A 21,102-nucleotide genomic window follows, 5' to 3' on the forward strand; every position below is an offset into this window, starting at 1 on the left:
GGGGGGCCTCAGTCGTACCGGAGCTTACTGGAAAACTGCATCAGCATTTCGATGATGTCGGTCTTGGTGACGTCGCAGACTTTGACGTCGCCGGCCATAAGCTCTCGGCGGATGGTGCCGTCTTCGTTCTTCGTGACTCTGATGTGGTAGCGGGCCATTGCAGCCTCATGAAATCTCGACTTCGGAGTGCCAGCGGGAGCCCCGGTCGATGTGATAGGTATAGCTCTTCATGGACCGGCCACTCAGATAGCCGTGCCATGCGTGATAGGCGTCCTGAGCCACAGGAGCCCGGTGCGAATAGACATGGACGCCGCCGATCTCGCGCTCGGTGTCGTGGTGAATGTGACCGGTGTGGATGTACCGGGTCGCCGTGGCGCTCCAGTCGTCTTTCCGACGGTTCGCCATGATCAACGGAAGGTCGGGGATCTTCGCCTTGTCCCCATGCGTGCCGCCGATGAGGTTCACCCCGAAACGGCGCCAGTAGAAAGCATCAGGGCTTGTGCAGACCGAAACGCGATCATTGTCGCGCCAGTACATGCGAAGCGCCTGGCGGATGCCGACGGTGCTGTTCTCGTCGTGGTTGCCCGGCTTGAAGACGGCTTGGACGTTCCGGTGCTTCGACGCGATCAGCTCGCTCGATTCGGCCATGAGGTCGCAGACCGTCTCAAGGCACTTCGAATAGCGCGTGTCGACGTCCAGAACGTTGCCTGAGCGCCCGGCCGTCGGGATCGATGAACGCCGAGACGCCCTTGATCCGGTGCCCCTCGGGCATCTCGAAGGGTTTGCCCGGCTCGGGCTTTTGCTCGACTGTGGTGCCGCGTGGCCCGGTCTGGATCCGGGTGATCTCGAAGCCTTCCATGACTTCGGTGGCGTTGCCCGGAGATAGCATCCCGCGCCGCGCTGCCATCCTCATATGGCCTTGCACCCCGCTTCGGCTGATCCCGAGCATTTCGGAGGCGGCACATTGATTGCCGCCGCACTTCTCCATCGCATCCAGCGTTTGCCGGATGACTTAGTCAGGCACTGGCGGTGTGGGCACGGTTCACCTCATAGGGCGGGGAAGAAGCCCGGCGTGACAGCGGGGCGACACACGTTTACATTGCGCTGATGTGACGGTAAGGCTTGCACAAGCATCCGCGAATATTCAGGACGGAACCCTGCGACCCGCTGAAGGAGGTAAGGATATGCGTGCCTTGGTTCTGGTGTTCGTCCGGCTCGGGCCGACGTTCGTCTATGCGGCGGGCGCAATATTCGCGGCCAGCATGATCCTTCTGGCCCTGTTCCCGTCCAGCCCGCTCACTTGGTGGCTGTACCTGACGATGCGGCCGGTGTTGCGACTGCCCATGTTTCTGCTGCTTCGCATTCCGGGCGTGGAGGCGTGGCACCTTATGGCCGCCTTGGTATCCATGGCCGTCGTCGGCGTATTTCTCGCCCGCCATCCTAACGGCAATCTTCGGACGCGCTTCGTTCACGCCCATATTGCGCTCCTCGCTTTGATAAGCGCCAATGCCGGGGCAAGCAGGGCTGAAGCCAGCAGCCTGGGACCATCGCCCCATGGCATGATCGACTGGACGCTCCCGATGCCAGCAACGACGCTCGGTGTGGTGCTGATGGCCGTCGCTGCGCTTGCCTGCCTATCCTGCCATTCCGAGATCGTCAGCCGCATCCGCCGCAGTATGCACGGTTAATTTTCCGTATTTACTAATTTAGTAGGTTGCGATTGCCATTTGCTGCAACCGTGCCAAACTGGCCGCCAACGATTAATCCAGTTGGGGGGCAACCTATGAGCAGCCGATATTTGGCCTTTGCCGACATTCTCGGCAGGATCTGCATCTGTCTCTACTTCATGCCGGCGATGATCCGGAAAGTGGCTTACTTTCGGGATACATTCGCGCGCGACGATCTGGCGTCAGTCGATTTTGTAATGGTGTTGGCCAGCCTTTCGTCATTGCTGTTCCTCGCCATGATGTGCGCCGTCACGATTACTCGCCTCCCGCCAGTTCGCACGACCGATCACCTAGAGGGCTACGTCACGGCGCTGGCCGGCACATTTATCGTTGGCGCTCTGGTTGGTTATCTGCCGCAGGAGGATGTATCGACGACCACGAGAATGATCGGGCTTGCCCTAACGATCATCGGTCTGCTTGCATCGGTCTGTGTTCTGGCCTTCCTTGGGCGGGCCTTCAGCATCATGCCGGACGCTCGGACGCTTGTTACCCGTGGCCCCTATTCTATCGTGCGCCATCCCCTTTACCTAACCGAAGAGATCGCAGTCATCGGATTCATCATGCTCAATCTGTCTGTCTGGTCGGTCTCGCTGGGTATCATCCAGTGGTTGCTGCAACTCCGGCGCATGGTCAACGAAGAGCGGGTGCTGCGGGGCGCGTTCCCAGAGTACGACGCCTATGCTGCAGTTGTACCGCGCATTCTTCCGCTTCCTAGGACCGCTCGCGTGGCGTAGATCAATCCTCAGTGACTGTCGAAGCCGTGGTCAGGCGCGGTGTCACCCCGCTCGATACCGAGATGTTCGGCGTGACGGTGCCCGAATACAGAAGCTTGCCTGCACCGACAAGGTGCTGATGCTGGCCGCCGGCAAACAGCAGGCCTTCGGTCCGAAGGATGAGGTTCTCTCGAAGGTCTTGGGGCAGGCGCCGGGCAATCCCGGTGCGCTCAAGGTCGTGCAAACAGCAAAAGCATGATGGACATGGACGATTGGCAGACACTGCGGCGCTCGATCCGCACGCATTTGATCGTCGGCGCGCTCGGCTTCGCGACGCTCGTTGGGCTTTTCGGCGGCTGGGCCATCGGAACTGAAATCGTTGGCGCCGTGATTGCGCAGGGTTCGGTTGTTGTCGAAAGCAGCCTGAAGAAGGGACAGCACCCGATGGGCGGCGTCGTCAGCGAGCTCATGGTTCGTGACGGCGATCGGGTCCGGGCCGGTGATGTGGTCATGCGTCTCGATGCGACGATGACGAAAGCCAATCTTGCGATCATCCTGAAGAGCCTCGACCAGTTCGCGGCGCGAAAGGCAAGGCTCGAAGGCGAGCGCGACCGTCGTGAGCGCGTGGCTTTTCCCGAGACCCTCCCTGCACGCGGCAGTGAGCCGGAGATCGCAGCTATGATGCATGCGGAGGAACTGCTTTATCAAAACCGGCGCGACGTTCGCGACAGCAAGAAGCGCCAGCTCGAACGGCGCGTGCAGCAGCTGAACGACGAAATCCGCGGCATGGAGGCGGAGCGCGCGGCAAGCGGGCGGGAGCGGGTGCTGATCAAGGACGAACTCGACCGCTACGTCTTCCTGCACGACATGGGCCTCCTGGAGAAAAGCCGCATCAGCACGCTGGAACGCCAGGCAACCGACATCGACGGCGAGATTGGCCGCCTCACCGCGGGGATCGCCGGCGTGCATGAATAGATCGCCGAGACGGCCCTGCAGATCATCCAGGTCGACGAGCAATGGGCGGAAGAGGTCGGCAGTGATCTCCGCGAAATGGATGCCCGCATCGGCGCGTACGTCGAGCGCAAGGTGGCGGCCGAAGACCAGTTGAAACGGGTCGATATCGTGGCGCCGCAGAACGGGATCGTGCATCAACTTGCCGTCCACACGGTGGGTGGCGTCGTCGCGCCTGGCGAACAGATCATGATGATCGTTCCTGACATCGGCAAATTGGTGGTGGAGGCCAAGGTCGCGCCGCAGGATATCGACCAGATCTATTCGGGCCAGCGCGCCATCCTGCGCTTTTCCGCCTTCAGCCAGAAGACGACGCCGGAGATCAACGGTGCTGTGGAGCGTGTCTCCGCCGACGTCACCGTCGACCAGCGGACCGGCGCCAGCTACTACGTCGCTCGCGTCGCGATCTCGCCCGAGGAGATCCAAAGGCTTGGCAATGTGTCGCTAATGCCAGGCATGCCGGTCGAGACATTCATTACCACCGGTGCGCGCAGCGTTGCCTCCTATTTCGTCAAGCCCCTGATGGATCAGGTCAACCGCGCGTTCCGCGAGAGCTGACGCGCCCAAGCACCGAGTAATCTGACAAATCGCATTCGCCCGTCGGTATCGAAAGATATCGGCGGGCGTCCCGTTTCAGGCGTTCCGACAGATTTTATTCGCCTCATAGTTGCTGCTCGACCACGGTCTTCCAGACTGTTTGTTGGGGGAACCGATCCCCACTTTTTACACCGTATGCCACTTTAAACATTTATGCATACAAAATTGTCGACAAAATAGTTGACATTGTCGCCAACAGCTTCAAATCTAGGGTGGCTTGCTCACGAGTGGGCGAGAGCGCCGGCATCGGGCGACTGACGAGAAAACAGAGGGAACGACATGAAACTGAGAAAGCATCTCCTCGCGGGGTTGGCATTTACCGTCCTCGCATCCTCGGCATCCGCCGAAACGCTGCGCTGGGGAAGCCCGCGGGATATCTTCTCGCTCGACCCCTATTCCTACGGCAGCACCTCGAACCTGGCCTTCCTCAACCACGTCTATGAGGGCCTGACGCGCTATACGCCGGAGTTCAAGGTCGAGGCGGCGCTCGCCACGAGCTGGGAGATGGTGAAGGACAAGGTCTGGCGCTTCCATCTGCGCAAGGGTGTGAAGTTCCAGAACGGTGCCGATTTCACCGCCGACGACGTCGTTGCCTCCATGGCCCGCGTCAGCCACCCGACCTCGCCGCTGCGCGGCAACATTCCGGCCTATGTCTCGACCACCAAGGTCGACGACTACACGGTCGACATCGAAGTGAATTCGCTGAACCCGCTGTTCCTCAACGACATGACCAACATCTTCATGTTCGACAAGGACTGGCTGGTCGACAACAAGTCCGAGCTGCCGACCGACGTCGGCGCCAAGGTCGAAGGCTACGCCACCTACAACACCAACGGTACCGGCCCGTTCAAGGTCGAATCCCGCGTTCCAGACAGCAAGACGGTTCTCATCAAGAACGACGGCTGGTGGGATACGCCGAAGCACAATCTCGACCGCATCGAATTCATGCCGATCACCTCGGCCGCCACCCGCGTCGCAGCGCTGCTTTCGGGCGAGATCGACCTCACCGATGGTGCCCCGGTACAGGATCTGGAGCGCCTCAAGAGCTCGCCGGACATCAAGGTCGTCGAGCGCACCGACCTGCGCACCGTGCACATGGTCTTCAACCGCCACGAGACCTTCGCCGACGGTCGCGAAAACTTCTTCAACAACATCAAGGTACGCCAGGCGATCGACCATGCGATCGACCGCCAGCTCATCTTCAAGCGCGTGATGCGCGGCAAGTCGCATGTCGCCGGCACCATGGTCGCGCCTGAGATCCCCGGCTACAGCGCCGAGCTCGACGTGCCGACCGCTTACGATCCGGAACTCTCCAAGAAGCTGCTCGAAGAAGCGGGCGCCGTCGGCAAGGAGTTCACGTTCGTCTGCATGAACGACGAGAGCGTCAACGAGGAAGACGTCTGCAGCGCGCTCGTTTCGATGCTGTCGCGCGTCGGTCTCAAGCCGACCCTCGACATCGGCCCGCGTGCGGTTCAGGCGCCGAAGCGCGCCGGCGGCAAGTCCGACGCCTACATGATCGGCTGGGCCAACGAGCCAACCCTCGATGCCTATTCGATCCTGGTTCAGGTTCTCTCGACCCGCGAAGGTGCCGCCGGCGTCGCCAACTACGGCGGCTGGTCCTATCCTGAACTCGACGCCATGGTGAAGAAGGCCGCGGTCGAGATGGATCACGACAAGCGTCTGGCGATCGAAACCGAGGCGCTGAAGTTCGCCAAGGACGAGGTCATCATGATCCCGCTGCACCAGCAGCCGATGGCCTGGGCGATGTCCAAGAACGTCACGGACGTCACCATTCGCGCCGACAACAAGCCGCGCCACTGGCTGACGCGCATCGGCGATTGAGTTTCCTTGCCCCGGCAGAGTTCGCTCTGCCGGGCTTTCTCATTCAGCGAGAAACCCAATGATTGTCTTTCTCATCAAGCGACTGGCCAATGCCGTGCTGGTCATGCTCGCCGTTGCGCTGCTCGCCTTCCTGATCTTCCGCTTCGCCGGCGATCCGGTGGAGTTGATGGCCAACGAGCAGATGTCGCAGGCCGACCGCATCGAGCTGCGCGAAAAGCTCGGGCTCAACGATTCGTTCGTGACCCAGTTCGGACGGTTCGTCGTCAACGCTGCACAGGGCGATTTCGGCATCAGCTACCGCAACGGCCAGGACGTCATGAAGCTGATTGCCGAACGCTTCCCGGCGACGATGGAGTTGGCGCTGGTCGCAACCGTCCTGTCGCTCTTGATCGGTATTCCGCTTGGCGTCATCACTGCGATCCATCGCGGGCGATGGTATTCCGAGGGGCTTCAATTCGTCAGTATCATCGGCGTCTCGTTGCCGAGCTTCGTCGTCGGCATCCTTTTGATCCTTGTCTTTGCCGTAACGCTTGGCCTCGTGCCCGCCTTCGGGCGCGGCGATGTTGTGCAGCTTGGCTGGTGGAGCACCGGTTTGCTGACGGCTTCGGGTCGCGCGTCCCTGCTTCTGCCGTCCCTTGCGCTCGCGCTTTACCAGATCACTCTGGTCATGCGCCTTGTCCGCGCCGAGATGATGGAAGTGTTGCGCTCGGACTTCGTCAAATTCGCACGTGCCCGCGGCGTGCCGCGCTGGCGGATCTATTTCCGCCACGCGCTCCGCAACTGTCTGATGCCTGTCGTCACCATGACGGCGATGAACTTCGGCTCGCTGATCGCATTCGCGCTGATCACCGAAACCGTGTTCCAGTGGCCGGGCATGGGCATGCTGTTCATTCAGGCGGTGACCTTCCTCGATATGCCTGTCATGGCGGGGTATCTCTGCATCGTCTCCTTCATCTTCGTCACGCTCAATACGCTCGTCGATATCGCCTATGCGGTCATCGATCCGCGGTTGCGCGATGCCACCCGCTGAGGTCGCTGCCATGACAGATCACGTCCAGCAAACCACACCGCCACGCCGGCCCTCGCGGCTTGCCCGCTGGCGCCAAAGCGACCTCTGGTGGTCCTTCACCCACAAGCCGTCGGCGATCATCGGCGCGGTCATCCTCACCTTCCTGATCGTGACCGCCTTTTCCGCGCCGCTGATTGCGCCCCAGAACCCGTTCGATCCGGCCCAGCTCGAGCTCTGGAATTCCGAGTTGCCGCCAATCTGGGAGGCCGACGGCCAATGGCCTTACGTGCTCGGCACGGACACCCAAGGCCGCGACATGCTTTCGGCCATTCTCTATGGCTCGCGCATCTCGATCCTGATCGGCGTCGCCTCGGTCGTCCTTTCATTGGCCGTGGGTTTGAGCCTCGGGCTCGTCGCCGGCTATTTCGGGCGCTTCATCGACAATCTGCTGATGCGCATCGGCGATGTGCTCCTCTCGATCCCGACGATCCTGATCGCGATCCTCGTCAGCGCCGTCGCGCGCCAGATGCTGCCGCCGGAACTCAGGGACGTCGGTTCTGCCGCCGTGCTGGTGCTGGCGATTACGCTCAGCGCCTGGGTGCAATATGCCCGTACCGTCCGTGCCCAGACGATCGTCGAGCGCGGCAAGGAGTATGTCCAGGCCGCGCGTCTTTTGAAAACGCCGGCGCGGCGCATCATGCTGAAGCACATCCTGCCGAACACGCTGACGCCGATCCTGGTCGCGGCGACCTTGAACTTCGGCATGGCGATCCTGACGGAGGCGACGCTTTCCTTCCTCGGCATCGGCATGCCGCCGAGCCAGCCGAGCCTTGGAACGCTCATCCGCCTCGGCAACCAGTTCCTGTTTTCGGGCGTATGGTGGGTCGTGCTCTTCCCCGTCGTCCAGCTTTGCCTTCTCGTGGTCTCCGTCAACCTGCTCGGTGACTGGCTGCGCGATGCGCTCAATCCGAAATTGAGGTGAATAATGTCCAATCTCCTGATCCGTAACGTCAGGCCCAACGCCGGCGAAGCGACCGATATCCTCGTGCGCGACGGCAAGATCGCGGCCTTCGGCAAAGGTCTTTCCGCTGAAGGCGTAGCAACCGAGGACGGCAACGGCCATATCGTGATCTCTGGTCTCGTCGAAGCCCATACGCATCTCGACAAGTCGGTCTGGGGCATGCCCTGGCATGTGAACGCCAAGTCTGCCAGCTTGCGCGAACGCATCGACTTCGAGCGCGAGCAGCGGCTCGAAATCGGCATCGAGCCGCACCGCCAGTCCATGCGTCAGGCAATCATGCTCGCGGCCAACGGCGCAAGCCACATCCGCAGCCACGTCGACATCGACACGACCCATGGGCTTAGGCTGATGGAAGGCATCGTCGAGACCCGCAAGGCGCTTGAGGGCATCATCGACATCGAGATCGTCGCCTTCCCGCAGTCGGGCCTTGTCACTCGTCCGGGCACGGTCGAGCTCCTCGACCAGGCTCTGAGCAATGGCGCGGAAGTCCTTGGCGGCATTGATCCCTGCGGCATCGACTGGGACCCGAAGGGACACCTCGACGCGATCTTCGGCCTTGCCGACAAACATGCAAAGCCAATCGATATTCATCTGCACGAGCAGGGCGAACTCGGTGCCTTCAGCATGGAGATGATGTTCGAGCGCATCCGCGCGCTCGGCATGCAGGGCAAGGTGGCGATCAGTCACGCCTTCGCGCTCGGAGCACCGGATTACCTGCGCGTCGCCGGCCTGATCGAACAGATTGCCGAGCTCGATATCCGTATCGTCACGACCGGCTCACCGTCTTCGACCGTGCCGTCGATCCTCCGTTTGAAGGACGCCGGCGTCAAGGTCGCGGCCGGCTGCGACGGCATCCGCGATACCTGGGGTCCGTGGGGACAGCCCGACATGATGGACCGCGCCCGCATCCTCGGCATGAAGAATGGCCTGCGCCGTGACGTCGATCTCGAACATGCGCTGCATGTCTGCTCCAAGGGGGGCGCCGAGGTCATGGACATTAGGGGATACGGCCTGGACGTCGGCTGCGACGCCGATTTCACCCTGCTCACCGGCGAGACGCTGGCCCATGCCGTCGTCGACGTCGCGCCGCGGCCGCTGGTCGTCAAGCGCGGACGTGTCGTCGCTCGAAACGGTATTGCGGAGGTAGCAATCCCATGAACACCATCAAGGATTTGACACTTGGCCAACGTCCCGAGGGACGCACGCTTCTGACGGCGCAATGGGTGCTCGGTCACCGGGACGGTTCGCACCGGCTGATCCCGAACGGTGAGGTCGTCATTGAAGGCGGCACGCTGCTCTATGTCGGGCCACACTTCGAAGGCGACGTAGCTCGGCGGATCGATCTCGGGGCCGCGATGATCAGCCCCGGCCTGATCGACCTCGATGCACTTTCGGATCTCGACACGACGATCCTTTCGATCGACCATCAGCCCGGTTGGGCCAAGGGTCGCGTCTGGCCGCGCTCCTATATCGAGCGCGGGCCCTATGAGATGTACACGCAGGAGGAACTGGCGTTCCAGAAGCGCTTTGCCTTCGCTCAGCTTCTCCTGAACGGTATCACCACGGCAGCCCCGATCGCCTCGCTCTTCTACCGCGAGTGGGGCGAGACCGTCGCGGAGTTCGCCGCCGCTTCCGACGCGGCCGGCGATCTGGGTTTGCGCGTCTATCTGAGCCCGGCCTATCGCGCCGGCGGCATGATGGTGACGGCGCCGGGCCAGCTCGAAGCGATCTTCGACGAAGCAAGGGGCCTGAAGGGCCTCGAGGATGCCATCGGCTTCATCCGCGAGCACGAAGGGCGTCACGGTGGCCTGGTCAAGGGGCTGCTGGCTCCGGACCGGGTGGAAACCTGCACCGAGAAGCTTCTGATCCGCACTGCCGACGCGGCGCGCGACCTTGATTGTCCGATCCGCCTGCATGCGGCGCAGGGCACCATGGAAGTCGATACCGTTCGCCGCTTGCACGACAAGACGGCGCCGGAGTGGTTGGCAAGCTTCGGCTTCCTCAGCGACCGGCTGATTGCGCCGCATGCTACTCAGGCGACCGATAACGATCTGCGTCTTTATGCCGAAAACGGCGTCAGCATCGTCCATTGCCCGCTGGTTTCGGCTCGCGGCGGCAGCACGCTGAATTCGTTCCGCTCCGTCAAGGCCCGCGGCGTCAACATCGCCATGGGCACCGACACGACACCGCCGGACATGCTGATGAACCTTCTGGTCGGCCTGATCACCTGCCGCGTGGTCGAAAACGATCCGGGCGCCGTCAGCTGTGCCGATCTCTTCGACGCCGCGACACTTGGCGGCGCCAAGGCCCTCGGCCGGTCGGATCTCGGCCGCCTGGAAGCGGGTGCTCGGGCCGACATCGCGGTCTTCGATCTCATGGACCACCACATGGCACCGGCGGTCGATCCGATCACCACGCTGGTGGTCGGCGGTTCGGGACGCGTCACCAAGGCGGTCTTCGTCGATGGCCGTCTGTCGATGCGTGACGGCGAAGTGGCAGGCTTCGATATGAACGAGGCGCGCGCAAAGGCGCAGGCGCAGTTCGATGGTCTGATCGCCAAATATCCCGAAAGAAGCTGGGGTCACCCGCCGGTCAGCGAGATCTTCCCGCCGAGCTACCCTCTGGAGGTGCCGCGATGACGGAAACTGCTTCATCGGCCGTGCTTGACGTTCGCGGCCTCTGCGTCGAATTCCCCGGGCGCCATGGCACGGTTTCGGCACTCTCAGACGTTTCGCTCAGCATTCGCCCGGGCGAGATCCTCGGCGTCGTCGGCGAATCCGGCGCCGGCAAGTCGATGACCGGCCTTGCGGTCCAGGGACTGCTGGAGCCGCCCGGCCGTATCTCCGGCGGAGAGGTCTGGCTCGCCGGCCGCCGCATCGACCAGCTCGGCGACAAGGAGATGCAGAACGTGCGTGGCCGCCAGATCGGCGCGATCTTCCAGGATCCGCTGACCTCGCTCAACCCGCTCTTCACCATCGGCGCGCAGCTCGTCGAAACAATCCGCCTCCATCTGAAGCTCTCCAAGGCCGACGCCAAGGCGCGCGCCATCCAGCTTCTGAAGGAGGTCGGCATTCCGGCGCCTGAAGCGCGCTACGACCACTATCCGCATCAGTTCTCGGGCGGCATGCGCCAGCGCGTCGTCATTGCGCTCGCGCTCGCCGCCGAGCCGAAGCTGATCATTGCAGACGAGCCTACGACGGCACTCGACGTCTCGATCCAGGCGCAGATCACCTCGCTGCTCCGCCGTCTTTGCGACGATCATGGAACCGCGGTCATGCTGGTCACCCACGACATGGGCGTCATCGCAGAGACCGCCGACCGTGTCGCGGTCATGTATGCCGGACGGCTGGTTGAGATCGGTCCGGTCGGCGACGTGCTGAAGAATGCGCGTCATCCCTATACCCGCGGTCTGATGGGCTCGATCCCGGCACTCGGCCGTCGCGTCGAGCGCCTGAACCAGATCGACGGTTCGATGCCGCGGCTGAACGCAATCCCGACCGGCTGCGCCTTCAACCCGCGTTGCCCTGAGGCGGGGCCGCGCTGCCGCAAGGATCGTCCCGAGCCGGCCCCGGTCGGCAGCGGCGTTGCTGCTTGCTGGCTCAATGCAGGAGGAGTTCTATGAGTGATGCCCTGACGGTCAACGACCTGACCTGCAATTTCGATGTTTCCGCGCCCTGGCTCAACCGGGTGATCGAGCGCAAGCCGCAGCAGTTCGTGCGGGCGGTGGACGACATCAGTTTCAGGGTGCCGATGGGCGGCTGCCTCAGCCTCGTCGGCGAATCCGGCTGCGGCAAGTCGACGGTCGCGCGGCTCGTCACCGGTCTCTACCGGGCGAGCGAAGGCGAGGTACGGTTTGCGCCCGGCAAGAACGGGCAACCGCTTTCGGCGCAGATGATCTTCCAGGATCCCTATGCCAGCCTCAATCCGCGCTGGCGCGTGCGCAACATCATCGCCGAGCCGCTGCGCGAGCTGAAGCTTCGCAATTCGGAAGCGGAGATCATGGAGCGTGTCGGCGAACTGCTGACGATCGTCGGCCTCGCGCCTTCGGACGGAACCAAGTTTCCGCATGAATTCTCCGGCGGCCAGCGCCAACGCATATCGATCGCACGGGCGCTTGCCGGCGAGCCGGAGTTCCTCGTTTGCGACGAGCCGACCTCGGCCCTTGACGTGTCGGTCCAGGCCCAGATCCTGAACCTCATGCGCAAACTGCAGGACGAGATGGGGCTGACCTATCTCTTCATCAGCCACGACATGAGCGTGGTGCGCCACATGTCGGACCGTATCGCGGTGATGTATCTCGGGCGCATCGTCGAAGAGGCGGACACCGAAACGCTCTTCGCCAATCCACGGCATCCCTACACGCAACTGCTGCTTGAGACGATCCCGGACATTACCCATCCGAAGCGTGGGCGCAGTATCGCTGCCAGCGAGGTGCCGAGCCCGCTCAATCCGCCGTCCGGCTGCACGTTCCATCCACGCTGCCCCTTTGCGGACCAGCGCTGCAAGAGCGAACGGCCGGAAATGCGCAACTTCGCCGACGGTTCGCGTGCCGCCTGCCACCGCATCGAAGAGACGGCGAAGGCGATCCACGCGGCCTGACACATCGAGTTCCCTGAAGCCTTGGGCTCCGTGTCGTGTCAGTCGCGGAGCCTCTTTTTTCGGCCGATGTTCAGGCGACCCGAATTGCGGACGACCGTGTTTCGTATCCCTGTCGTCAGGCGAATGCTACGGTGCTAACCGGAATTCAACGAAATAGACCGATGACCATTTCCGGGCTTCGACACTCACGTTAGGGTAGGGGCCGAAAGCCGGGCTGCACTCCGCTTGGGGGGCTCGGTTGGGATCGAATGCGTTGATTTGAAGAGTTGGCTTATGAACACGACCTCCGACACCGATTTCCCCATCCTCAATGCCGTTGAAGCCCGCATTCTCGGCTGCCTGATCGAGAAGAAGGAAACGACGCCCGACGTCTACCCGCTGACGCTCAATTCGGCGCATGCAGCCGCCAACCAGAAGACGGCCCGCGATCCCGTCATGGCGGTCGAACAGGTTGACGTCCACCGCGCGCTCTCGTCGCTGGCGCAGAAGGGGTTGGTCCGCCAGGCGTTTGCGTCCAGGGTCGAGCGCTACGAGCACCTGGTAGCCAACCGCTTCTCGCTGACCTCGCCGCAGATCGTCATGCTGGGTCTTCTGCTTCTTCGCGGTCCGCAGACCGCTTACGAGCTCTGGGCACGCAGCGAGCGCATGGCGCGGTTCTCCTCGATCGAGGAGCTGAAGGACAATCTCGATCTGATGATGGGCCGCCGGCCGCCACTGATCGTTCAATTGAACCGAGGCGCCGGTCAGCGCGAGGACCGCTTCGCGCATCTGCTGTGCGGTGAAGTCGAGCAGCCGGCTGCCGAGAGGGCTGTGGTGTCTTCGGCTCCGAGTGGCTCGGCGCTATCCGCCCTCGAAGAACGACTGGAAGCGCTCGAGCAGAAGGTGGCGACGCTGCAGGAGCAGCTTGACGCCTTGATGCGCTGATCTAGCCAATCGGCACCAGCGCGAGCGCTACCGGACGGGGTGCCGCCCGGTGGCCCGTAAAGGCTTAAGATTTAGCCGGCGACGTCAGCCAGCCTGCAGGCCGGGTTTTCCTTGGCACGGGGATAGTCATAGGCGCCGACCTTTGAGGTGGCATAGCCGCCGCCGACCAGCGCTTCGGCTAGCTTCACCGCAGCGGTCACGCCGTCGATGACAGGCATGCCGGTGCGCGCCTTCAGGCGGTCGCAGAGCTCTGACATGCCAGCGCAGCCGAGAATGATTGCTTCAGCACCATCTTCCTGCCGCGCCTTGAGGATCTCCTGCACCAGCATCTCCTCGGTATGGGCGAGGTCCTCTTCCAGCGCCAGCACCGGCATGTCCACCGAACGGACCTTGCGGCAGCGATGACCGGCACCATAGGCGTCAGCCAGATCCTCGATGATCGGCACGGAACGGGGCAGGGTGGTGATGATCGTAAAGCGGGTCGCGATGTTCATCGCCACTTGCACGGCCGCCTGACAGATGCCGATCACCGGACCACGTGCGATCTCACGCGCAGCACCAAGGCCCGGGTCATCGAAGCAGGCGATGACATAGGCGTCGACGCCGCGCATCTCGCCCTTACGAATCTCTGCGAGCATCGCCGGTACGGCCATGGCTTCGTCGGCATGCCCTTCAATGCTGGCCGGGCTTGACGTAGGGTTAATGGACTCCAGTAAGGTATGAGGTGCTGCGACGCGCTCCGCACTGCGATGCGCCTGTTCGGTCATGGAGCGAGTGGAATTCGGGTTGATGAGCAGGAGACGCATGGATCAGCTCGTTTTCCGGAGGACGGGTGCGAAGGGGACGTCGGCCGTGGTGTCCAGAGTGCGCATCACGCCCCTCTCCTGGTCCGGCAGTTCAGTGAAATTAAGGTCCATCGGGGCTCTCAAGTGGCATCGCGCCCCGGCTTCGGGCCGGTCGCGCGGTCGTGTTTAAGCAGTTGCCATTGCACATCAAGTTGCGGTACACAATATTGTCTACAATTTTGTAGTCAATATCTAACTGCAGCTGATGGAATTGACTTTGAGCGCCGCACGGCGAGAGTAAGCGAACGGCTAAGGGAGATTTCATGTACAACGCGGACGAAGCCGCCGGTGCTCCGACGGCGATCATTTGCGAGAAGATCTGGCTTGCGATTGCAGAGCGGCGGCTACGGCCGGGAACGCGCTTGAAAGAAGAGCAACTTGCCGAAATATTCTCCGTCAGCAGGGCCCGCATCCGACAGGCACTGACCGCGCTGGAGCGCGACGGCCTGGTGACGATCATGCCGAACCGCGGCGCCTTCGTTTCCGAGCCCTCCGTCGATGAGGCGCGCGATGTCTTCGTTGCCCGCCGGGCCATCGAGCAGCGCGTCGTCGAGCGCTTGTGTGAACGCGCCAACTCCAAGGATATCGTCCGGTTGCGAGGCCATATCGAGGAAGAGCGCATTGCCGGCCGATCCGGCAATCTCTCTGATATCGTTCGGCTTTCGGGCGGTTTTCACCTTTTGCTCGCGGAACTCTCGGGCTCGGCCTTTCTCTTCGGCATTCTGCGCGACCTGGTCTCCCGTACATCCTTGATCACCGCGATGTACCGTTCGAACCACCTTCACAATTGCGGGCCGGACGAACATCTGGCCGTAGTCGAACACATCGCAGCGCGCGATGTCGCGAGCGCGATCAAGGAAATGGCCGAACACCTGAACCATGTGGAAGCGGAACTGGATCTGGACGAGGAGAAGGATCAGCCCCGCGATCTTCGCACCGCCTTGCTTTGACGCTCAAACGAACCAATTGCACCGCTGATAAGAGGAGGCGGTGCCTGCCAGCAGACTGAAGGAAGATATGACCAACCGTAGTTACTATGCGCCGCATGGCGGCAACCCGCCGCAAACCCAACTCCTTTCGGATCGCGCGGTCTTCACCGAAGCCTATGCCGTTATTCCGAAGGGGACGATGATGGATATCGTCACCAGCTATCTGCCGTTCTGGGATAAAACCCGGCTGTGGATATTGTCCCGTCCGCTCTCCGGTTTTGCTGAAACATTTTCACAATATATCATGGAAATCGCTCCGGGCGGTGGCAGCGACAAGCCCGAACTGGACGAGGGAGCCGAGGGCGCGATCTTCGTCGTCGAAGGCGAACTGACCGTTACGCTCGACGGCAAGGCGCACAAGATGCAGCCGGGCGGCTTCGCCTTCATTCCACCGGCCAGCAACTGGAGCGTTCGCAATGGAAGCGAAGCGCCGGTTCGCTTCCATTGGGTGCGCAAGGCCTATGAGTATGTCGATGGCTTGCCTGTGCCGGAAGCCATCTTCACCAATGAAGCCGAAATCACCCCGTCGCCGATGCCTGGCACCGACGGCAAGTGGGCGACGACGCGCTTCGTCGATCCGGCGGACCTGCGCCACGACATGCACATGACAATCGTCACGTTCGAGCCCGGCGCGATCATTCCCTTCGCCGAGACACACGTCATGGAGCATGGCCTTTACGTGCTCGAAGGCAAGGCGGTCTACCGGCTCAATCAGGATTGGGTCGAGGTCGAGGCCGGCGACTACATGTGGCTTCGCGCCTTCTGCCCGCAGGCCTGCTACGCCGGTGGTCCGGGCAAGTTCCGCTATCTGCTCTACAAGGACGTGAACCGCCATATGAAGCTGCGGGCGCGCTAAGGAAACTTACGCTAGGTAAGGCAAAACCGCGCATTCGACGAATGCGCGGTTTTCTATTTTCCTCAATGCGTTACTGGCGCTTCCGAATGGCTCGCTTGCTTCAATCCACCAATTGCGGATCGACGGGCTGAAGGCTCCTTGGCTGCAGTCGCCGCAGCGTATTGCCTGCCGGGTTCTTGTCGAGGTGCAGCACGCGGGTGAAGAAGTCATTGCCGCGTTCGGTGCGTCCGATATTGACGATCGCGACACCTTGGAGTTCTTCGTCCATGAATTTCAGAACGCGCTGGTAGGCGTCGTCCTCAAGCGTGTCGAGCGCCTCGTCTATGATCAGCCACCGCGGCTTGTGCAAGCTGAGCCGGGCAATCGCCAAAAGGCGCTGTTCCGCTTCGCTGAGGTTCATCTGCTTTCGCGCATCCTGGTCAAGCCGGCCGCTGAGGCGACCAAGCCCGACCTTGGAGAGCACCGATGCAAGTTCACCCTTGCTGTAGCTATCGGCTGGACCTGGATAGGCGAGAACTTCGCCCAGGGTCCCGGGCGGGAAGTAAGGTGACTTCGGAACGAAGGCGAGGCCATCATCGACCGGCAGTGCAATGCGGCCGTGACCCCAGGGCCAAAGGCCAGCGATCGCCCGGAAGAACGGCGCCTTCTCCACCTCGGGCGCACCGGTGACAAGCACCCGTTCGCCCGGATCGATTGTCACGCTCTGCTCCCGCAGCGTGATGCAGCCCGTCGGCGAGACGATTTCGATATTGTCGAAACTCATCTGCGACGTTTCCGACGTCTTGAAGTCGATACGTTTGTCGCCCTCGTGCCTTTCGTCGGTCATCAGCAATGCGGAACGGAAGGCGGCAACGCGTAACAGCGTGGCACGCCAGTCGGCGATCGCGCCGATGTTGTCGACGAACCAGCGCAACGACGCATGCACCTGGTTGAAGGCACCGACCGCCATCATCAGCCCGCCGAAGCTCAGGTCGCCGGCAAAGTAAACCGGCGCCGCAATGACGATCGGGGCAACGACCGTGATCCAGCCATAACTGCCCGTCACCCAGGTCAGGCGTGTCACCGCGCGCAACAGGCCGTAGCTGATCTCGAGCACCGAGGCGAGATCGCGCTGCAAGCGCTTCTTTTCATTGGCCTCGCCTGAAGATAGAGACACCGCCTCGATATGCTCGTTAACGCGCATCAGCGAGAAGCGCAGCGCCGCCTCACGGGCATAGTGTTCACCGTTCAGCGCCACCAGCGGACGGCCGACCAGCCAGCTTAGCCACGAGGCCGTGCCTGCATAGAGAATGGCGGCCCAGACCATATAGCCGGGAATGGCGAAGGCGTAGCCAGACACATGAAAGACGAAGCCGTCGGACAGCGACCACAACACGCCGATGAAGCTCACCAGCAAAATACCCGATTGGAAAAGCCCGATTGAAAGCCCGGCTGACAGATCGGTCAGGTGGCGTGCATCCTCATGGATGCGTTGATCCGGGTTGATGCCGATTGCGCCGGCGTTCGCCAGACGAAACGCGCGCGAGGGGCGCATCCATTCGGTTATGAGATCTTCCGTCAGGCCCTCGCGCAGGCGCAGCTTGATGACCTGTCCGAGCCAGGTTTGCAGGACGTTGAGGACGAGAAGCACGCCAGCGATCTGGGCGAAGACGACCAACTGATGAAGAAAGGCGGGCAGGTCGCGTCGCTCGAGCGTGTCGTAGAACGGTTTGTACCATCGATTGAGGATGATCTGGCCGAAGGCTGTCACAACGATGACAACGACGATGGTTATGCTGAGCCAAATGATCTTGTTGCGTAGCGGCGAGGCCATGAAAGCCCGATGCATCATCCGCAATTGATCACCGAGGGATTGTTCGTCGCTGGGCTCTATCCGGCCGCTATTCTTGACGTTCGTCCGGTTCGACATCGGTGCGAATCTCTCCTTCCCGGTATCTTTACTTGGAATATAGCGTGCCTTACGCTCTCACCCTAGAGCGGATTGTCTAAGCTCACATGTAACCGCGGTCACAAAGGCCCTCGTATCCCGGCGCAAAATTGATTTGTACCATCCGAAAGCGGGTTCATAGTTTCGCCAAACGAGGTCGAAAAACGGCTCCAAGGGAGGAACCAGTATGTCCGCGCATCTCGATCAAATCCGCGATCAGCAAAGAGAAACCTGGGACCGCTTTTCAGCCGGCTGGAAGAAATGGGACGCTCTCGTTCTCGGCTGGCTTGCCCCCTTCGGCCAGGCGATGATCCGCCAAGCAGCGATCAAAGACGGCGATCAGGTGCTTGACGTCGCTGCCGGGACAGGCGAGCCGGGACTGACCGTCGCCGCCTCGATCCCGAACGGGCGCGTCACCGTCACGGATCTATCCGAGCGCATGCTTCAGGTGGCGAGCGAAAACGCCAGGAACCGCGGTCTGACGAATTTTGAAACCAGGATCTGCGAGGCCGGTGCATTGCCTTTCGCGGACGCGACGTTCGACGCTGTTCTTTGCCGGTTCGGCTTCATGTTTTTCCCTGATGTTGCGGCAGCAGCCGAACAATTGAAGCGGGTCGCGAAACCGGGTGCACGTGTTTGTGCTGCCGTCTGGGCCTCGCCTGACAAGAACATCTGGGCAACGACGATCATGTCGACCATTGCGCGCCACGTGGAAATGCCGAAACCGCCGGCGGGAGCCCCCGGCCTGTTCCGCTGTGCGCCCGAGGGCCTGATGACTGCCGTCTTTACTGACGCGGGCCTGCGAGACGTCCGTGAGGAAGAGGTCACGACCACGATGGTTCACGACACGCCCGAAGACTATTGGACCTTCATGACCGAAATCGCCGCACCCGTGGTCGCGGGATTGGGCCAGGCGGATATTGCAACGCGGGAGCGTATCAAGGCTGAGGTTCTGGATCTTGCCCGGCAGTCGATCCGGGCGGGCAAAGTCGAATTGCGCTCGACCGCGACAGTCGTCGCCGGTACGTGTTAGCCGCTAGAGCGCGCTTGCGCTCGAGGCTTTGGCGTGACGCGCCTGGGGCATGAACATTGCGCGGACTAGCGTGTCAGCGCTGGGTCGAGTGGCGCGGAAATCCGGCCATTTTTACCGGCGGCGAGCATCCTGGCCATCTCGTTGACCGCCGCCTCCCGCTGTGGATCCCTTCCTGCCGCATAGGCAAGCGGCGACGCCACCGAAATATCCGGCTCGATGCCAACAGCTTCGAGCCGAAGGTCGTTGTCGATCACCGCATCGGAAACCGCGAGTTCGAGCAGACTGTCATCCGGCAAGACATAGGCGCGGCCTGCGAGCAGGGCGCCCGCCGTCCGTTCACCGACCAGCGGGATGGCATTCTGCCTGAGGGAGTAGGCGAAGAGCTCCAGGCCGCTGCGCGTACCTTTATCGATCAGCGCGATTACCGGCTTTCGCCAACGGAAGTTTGCGAGTGTCGCATCCCCGCGGCGCGGCACCAACCGGAAGGACGGCGTGTCGCCAACGAAAAGCTCCGCCGCATCGGCAGGGCCACCACCCCAGCGCCCGCGCAAGTCAACGACAACACCCTCGGCGTTCTTGAGGCGGCCGGTCGCAAGGGCTTCCGCGACAATATTGAGGCCATTGCGCGTTGAGAGCGTCCACATCCGCACGTAACCGATCTTGTGGCCATCGCGTTCGCTGAGTGCAAGACTTTTGTCGATCGCCCGCTCGAACATCGGCAGCGGCCGCAAGCGCTCCACCTGGACTTTCGCCGAAATCGATGCGGCATCGCGATGGCGTCGAAGCCGGATCTCGACGCTTCTACCTACCTTATCGGCGAAAGAGCCGATTTCCCGGTAGGGAAGCCCGTCAACCGACAGGATCTCGTCACCAACGAGCAGGCCGGCCTTCTCGGCGGGCGATCCATCGTAGACATCGGCAACGAAGCGACGATCACCGTCAACGGCCGTCACCATGCCGATGCCGGGATAGCGGACCTCGCCATCCGGCGGAAAGAGGCGGCGCACGTCATTCCGGATTGCGAAACGGAAAATGTCGGAGAGTTCGAAATAGTCGATCGTATCGGGCTTGTAGCGTCCGGTATGCGAGACCCGAAGGCTGGAAAGGACCGATGTGATCGCGTCGTCGACGTCGCTGGGTGAGCTCGTGGTCGCGATCGAGTGCAACCTCCCGTCGATTTGTGCTCGGGCAGCGGCGTTGAAGCGGGCCAGCGCCGTTGTGTCGTAGAATTCCTCATCCACCAGTTCGACGACGCGGTCAAACACAGGCTGGCCCGAACGCGTGACGTCGACTGCATGAAGAGCAGTCGGCTCCGACAGGAGCAACGCAATGGTCAGCAACGTACCTGCGAAGCCAGGGCGCATAGCTCGTCCTCCGGTTTCCGATCGCTCGATTATCGGCCAAACACGGCTTCTTGGGAGGCGGCCTGCTTGCAAAATCGCGTGATCTCGGCAGCGGACACCGTCCGCCCTGTCTGGTTCCGCTCGTTTTCAGATCGGAGTTCCCGGAGGCAGGCAAGGCATCGCAACGATCGTAGACTATCTGCGCGCAATTGGTGATTGCAATTTTATCGCTCGTTAAACGCGAAGCGATTAATGGACACCCGAATGGCGGTCATGTGGCGGACGAAGCGGCGCTGAGCAGATCGGGCCTCTGATCACTTTGGGTCATCAAAAAGAGGCGGCCGGATTAGCTCGTAGGAGCTATAAAATCCATTCAAACCAATCCGTTAATGGCGACAGATCTATTATGAAAATTCTGCAACGCAGTTGTCATATGCTTTCCGGTTTAAGTAAAAATCTAGCGGATTATGAAGATTTATTGACTGCGAAAGATTACGGCTTGTCTTTCCGCATTAGAGTTTGTTAACATTCGAATATAGGGGTTTCATTACAGCTTTGAACGCGGGAGGGTGGCATGCCGCTGTCGTCGATGCTTGATTCCAAGAATTCCCGACACCTCCGCCGAAAGTCAGCCGCACAGGATGGGCCACCTCCCCAGGAAACGGC

Annotated in this window: 19 protein-coding genes and 1 pseudogene; 14 read left to right on the forward strand and 6 right to left on the reverse strand. The window is 61.7% G+C overall.

The features are described 5' to 3' along the window. Positions 1 to 8: 8 nt before the first annotated feature. From ACN9MO_RS21250 to ACN9MO_RS21260, 3 genes are read right to left on the reverse strand one after another with little or no spacing between them, the layout of a single operon-like run. On the reverse strand, positions 9 to 158 hold the full coding sequence (locus ACN9MO_RS21250; RefSeq protein ID WP_162770949.1) for a hypothetical protein: 150 nt from the start codon (positions 156 to 158) through the stop codon (positions 9 to 11). Positions 159 to 165: 7 nt separating this feature from the next. Next, positions 166 to 648: a hypothetical protein gene (locus ACN9MO_RS21255; RefSeq protein WP_113737174.1), complete on the reverse strand. Its 483-nt coding sequence runs from the start codon at positions 646 to 648 to the stop codon at positions 166 to 168. A gap of 16 nt (positions 649 to 664) precedes the next feature. Continuing rightward, the gene (locus tag ACN9MO_RS21260; RefSeq protein ID WP_113737175.1) at positions 665 to 988 is read right to left on the reverse strand and encodes a helix-turn-helix domain-containing protein; all 324 of its coding nucleotides are present in this window, start codon (positions 986 to 988) and stop codon (positions 665 to 667) included. A 196-nt stretch (positions 989 to 1,184) separates the two neighbouring features. On the opposite strand from ACN9MO_RS21260, the gene ACN9MO_RS21265 reads away from it, so the two are divergent. The 11 genes and pseudogenes from ACN9MO_RS21265 (at position 1,185) to ACN9MO_RS21315 (ending at position 13,443) form a co-directional block, all read left to right on the forward strand. Next, positions 1,185 to 1,688 carry a hypothetical protein gene (locus ACN9MO_RS21265; protein ID WP_113737176.1) on the forward strand — a complete coding sequence of 168 codons (504 nt, stop codon included), beginning with the start codon at positions 1,185 to 1,187 and terminating at the stop codon, positions 1,686 to 1,688. A gap of 95 nt (positions 1,689 to 1,783) precedes the next feature. Beyond that, positions 1,784 to 2,461 carry a methyltransferase family protein gene (locus ACN9MO_RS21270; RefSeq protein ID WP_425987650.1) on the forward strand — a complete coding sequence of 226 codons (678 nt, stop codon included), beginning with the start codon at positions 1,784 to 1,786 and terminating at the stop codon, positions 2,459 to 2,461. Between the two features lie 243 nt (positions 2,462 to 2,704). Continuing rightward, positions 2,705 to 4,009: pseudogene (locus ACN9MO_RS21275) on the forward strand (HlyD family type I secretion periplasmic adaptor subunit). 318 nt (positions 4,010 to 4,327) lie between these two features. Further along, positions 4,328 to 5,890 carry an ABC transporter substrate-binding protein gene (locus ACN9MO_RS21280; RefSeq protein WP_057249542.1) on the forward strand — a complete coding sequence of 521 codons (1,563 nt, stop codon included), beginning with the start codon at positions 4,328 to 4,330 and terminating at the stop codon, positions 5,888 to 5,890. 58 nt (positions 5,891 to 5,948) lie between these two features. Beyond that, on the forward strand, positions 5,949 to 6,920 hold the full coding sequence (locus ACN9MO_RS21285; RefSeq protein ID WP_057249543.1) for an ABC transporter permease: 972 nt from the start codon (positions 5,949 to 5,951) through the stop codon (positions 6,918 to 6,920). Positions 6,921 to 6,930: 10 nt separating this feature from the next. Continuing rightward, positions 6,931 to 7,881: an ABC transporter permease gene (locus tag ACN9MO_RS21290; RefSeq protein ID WP_057249545.1), complete on the forward strand. Its 951-nt coding sequence runs from the start codon at positions 6,931 to 6,933 to the stop codon at positions 7,879 to 7,881. Positions 7,882 to 7,884: 3 nt separating this feature from the next. After that, on the forward strand, positions 7,885 to 9,078 hold the full coding sequence (locus ACN9MO_RS21295) for an amidohydrolase family protein (RefSeq protein WP_057249547.1): 1,194 nt from the start codon (positions 7,885 to 7,887) through the stop codon (positions 9,076 to 9,078). Continuing rightward, on the forward strand, positions 9,075 to 10,559 hold the full coding sequence (locus ACN9MO_RS21300; protein WP_057249548.1) for an amidohydrolase family protein: 1,485 nt from the start codon (positions 9,075 to 9,077) through the stop codon (positions 10,557 to 10,559). Before ACN9MO_RS21295 ends, ACN9MO_RS21300 begins: the two co-directional genes overlap by 4 nt. Continuing rightward, entirely contained in the window at positions 10,556 to 11,542 is a 987-nt protein-coding gene (locus ACN9MO_RS21305) for an ABC transporter ATP-binding protein (RefSeq protein WP_058320910.1), read from the forward strand. Before ACN9MO_RS21300 ends, ACN9MO_RS21305 begins: the two co-directional genes overlap by 4 nt. Next, positions 11,539 to 12,519 (forward strand): ABC transporter ATP-binding protein, encoded by a 981-nt coding sequence (locus tag ACN9MO_RS21310; RefSeq protein WP_057249550.1) that lies wholly within the window; start codon positions 11,539 to 11,541, stop codon positions 12,517 to 12,519. Before ACN9MO_RS21305 ends, ACN9MO_RS21310 begins: the two co-directional genes overlap by 4 nt. 273 nt (positions 12,520 to 12,792) lie before the next feature. Next, a complete protein-coding gene (locus ACN9MO_RS21315; protein ID WP_057249551.1) occupies positions 12,793 to 13,443 on the forward strand; it encodes a YceH family protein in 651 nt (216 codons plus the stop codon). Between the two features lie 71 nt (positions 13,444 to 13,514). Here the strand turns inward: ACN9MO_RS21315 and ACN9MO_RS21320 are convergent, their stop codons facing one another. Continuing rightward, a complete protein-coding gene (locus ACN9MO_RS21320; RefSeq protein WP_057249553.1) occupies positions 13,515 to 14,249 on the reverse strand; it encodes an aspartate/glutamate racemase family protein in 735 nt (244 codons plus the stop codon). Between the two features lie 302 nt (positions 14,250 to 14,551). Here ACN9MO_RS21320 and ACN9MO_RS21325 point away from each other — a divergent pair, with 302 nt between their 5' ends. Both ACN9MO_RS21325 and ACN9MO_RS21330 read left to right on the forward strand, forming a co-directional pair. Beyond that, on the forward strand, positions 14,552 to 15,238 hold the full coding sequence (locus tag ACN9MO_RS21325; protein ID WP_057249554.1) for a GntR family transcriptional regulator: 687 nt from the start codon (positions 14,552 to 14,554) through the stop codon (positions 15,236 to 15,238). A gap of 67 nt (positions 15,239 to 15,305) precedes the next feature. Then, positions 15,306 to 16,133 carry a bifunctional allantoicase/(S)-ureidoglycine aminohydrolase gene (locus ACN9MO_RS21330; protein ID WP_057249556.1) on the forward strand — a complete coding sequence of 276 codons (828 nt, stop codon included), beginning with the start codon at positions 15,306 to 15,308 and terminating at the stop codon, positions 16,131 to 16,133. A gap of 100 nt (positions 16,134 to 16,233) precedes the next feature. Here the strand turns inward: ACN9MO_RS21330 and ACN9MO_RS21335 are convergent, their stop codons facing one another. Further along, on the reverse strand, positions 16,234 to 18,042 hold the full coding sequence (locus ACN9MO_RS21335) for an ABC transporter ATP-binding protein/permease (protein ID WP_113737178.1): 1,809 nt from the start codon (positions 18,040 to 18,042) through the stop codon (positions 16,234 to 16,236). A gap of 205 nt (positions 18,043 to 18,247) precedes the next feature. Here ACN9MO_RS21335 and ACN9MO_RS21340 point away from each other — a divergent pair, with 205 nt between their 5' ends. After that, the gene (locus ACN9MO_RS21340; RefSeq protein ID WP_057249559.1) at positions 18,248 to 19,093 is read left to right on the forward strand and encodes a class I SAM-dependent methyltransferase; all 846 of its coding nucleotides are present in this window, start codon (positions 18,248 to 18,250) and stop codon (positions 19,091 to 19,093) included. A gap of 65 nt (positions 19,094 to 19,158) precedes the next feature. Here the strand turns inward: ACN9MO_RS21340 and ACN9MO_RS21345 are convergent, their stop codons facing one another. Next, complete coding sequence (locus ACN9MO_RS21345) at positions 19,159 to 20,457, reverse strand: S41 family peptidase (RefSeq protein WP_112994929.1); 1,299 nt, start codon at positions 20,455 to 20,457, stop codon at positions 19,159 to 19,161. Positions 20,458 to 21,102: the final 645 nt, after the last annotated feature.

The organism is Ensifer sp. R-19 (assembly GCF_049905105.1).
GTDB lineage: Bacteria > Pseudomonadota > Alphaproteobacteria > Rhizobiales > Rhizobiaceae > Ensifer.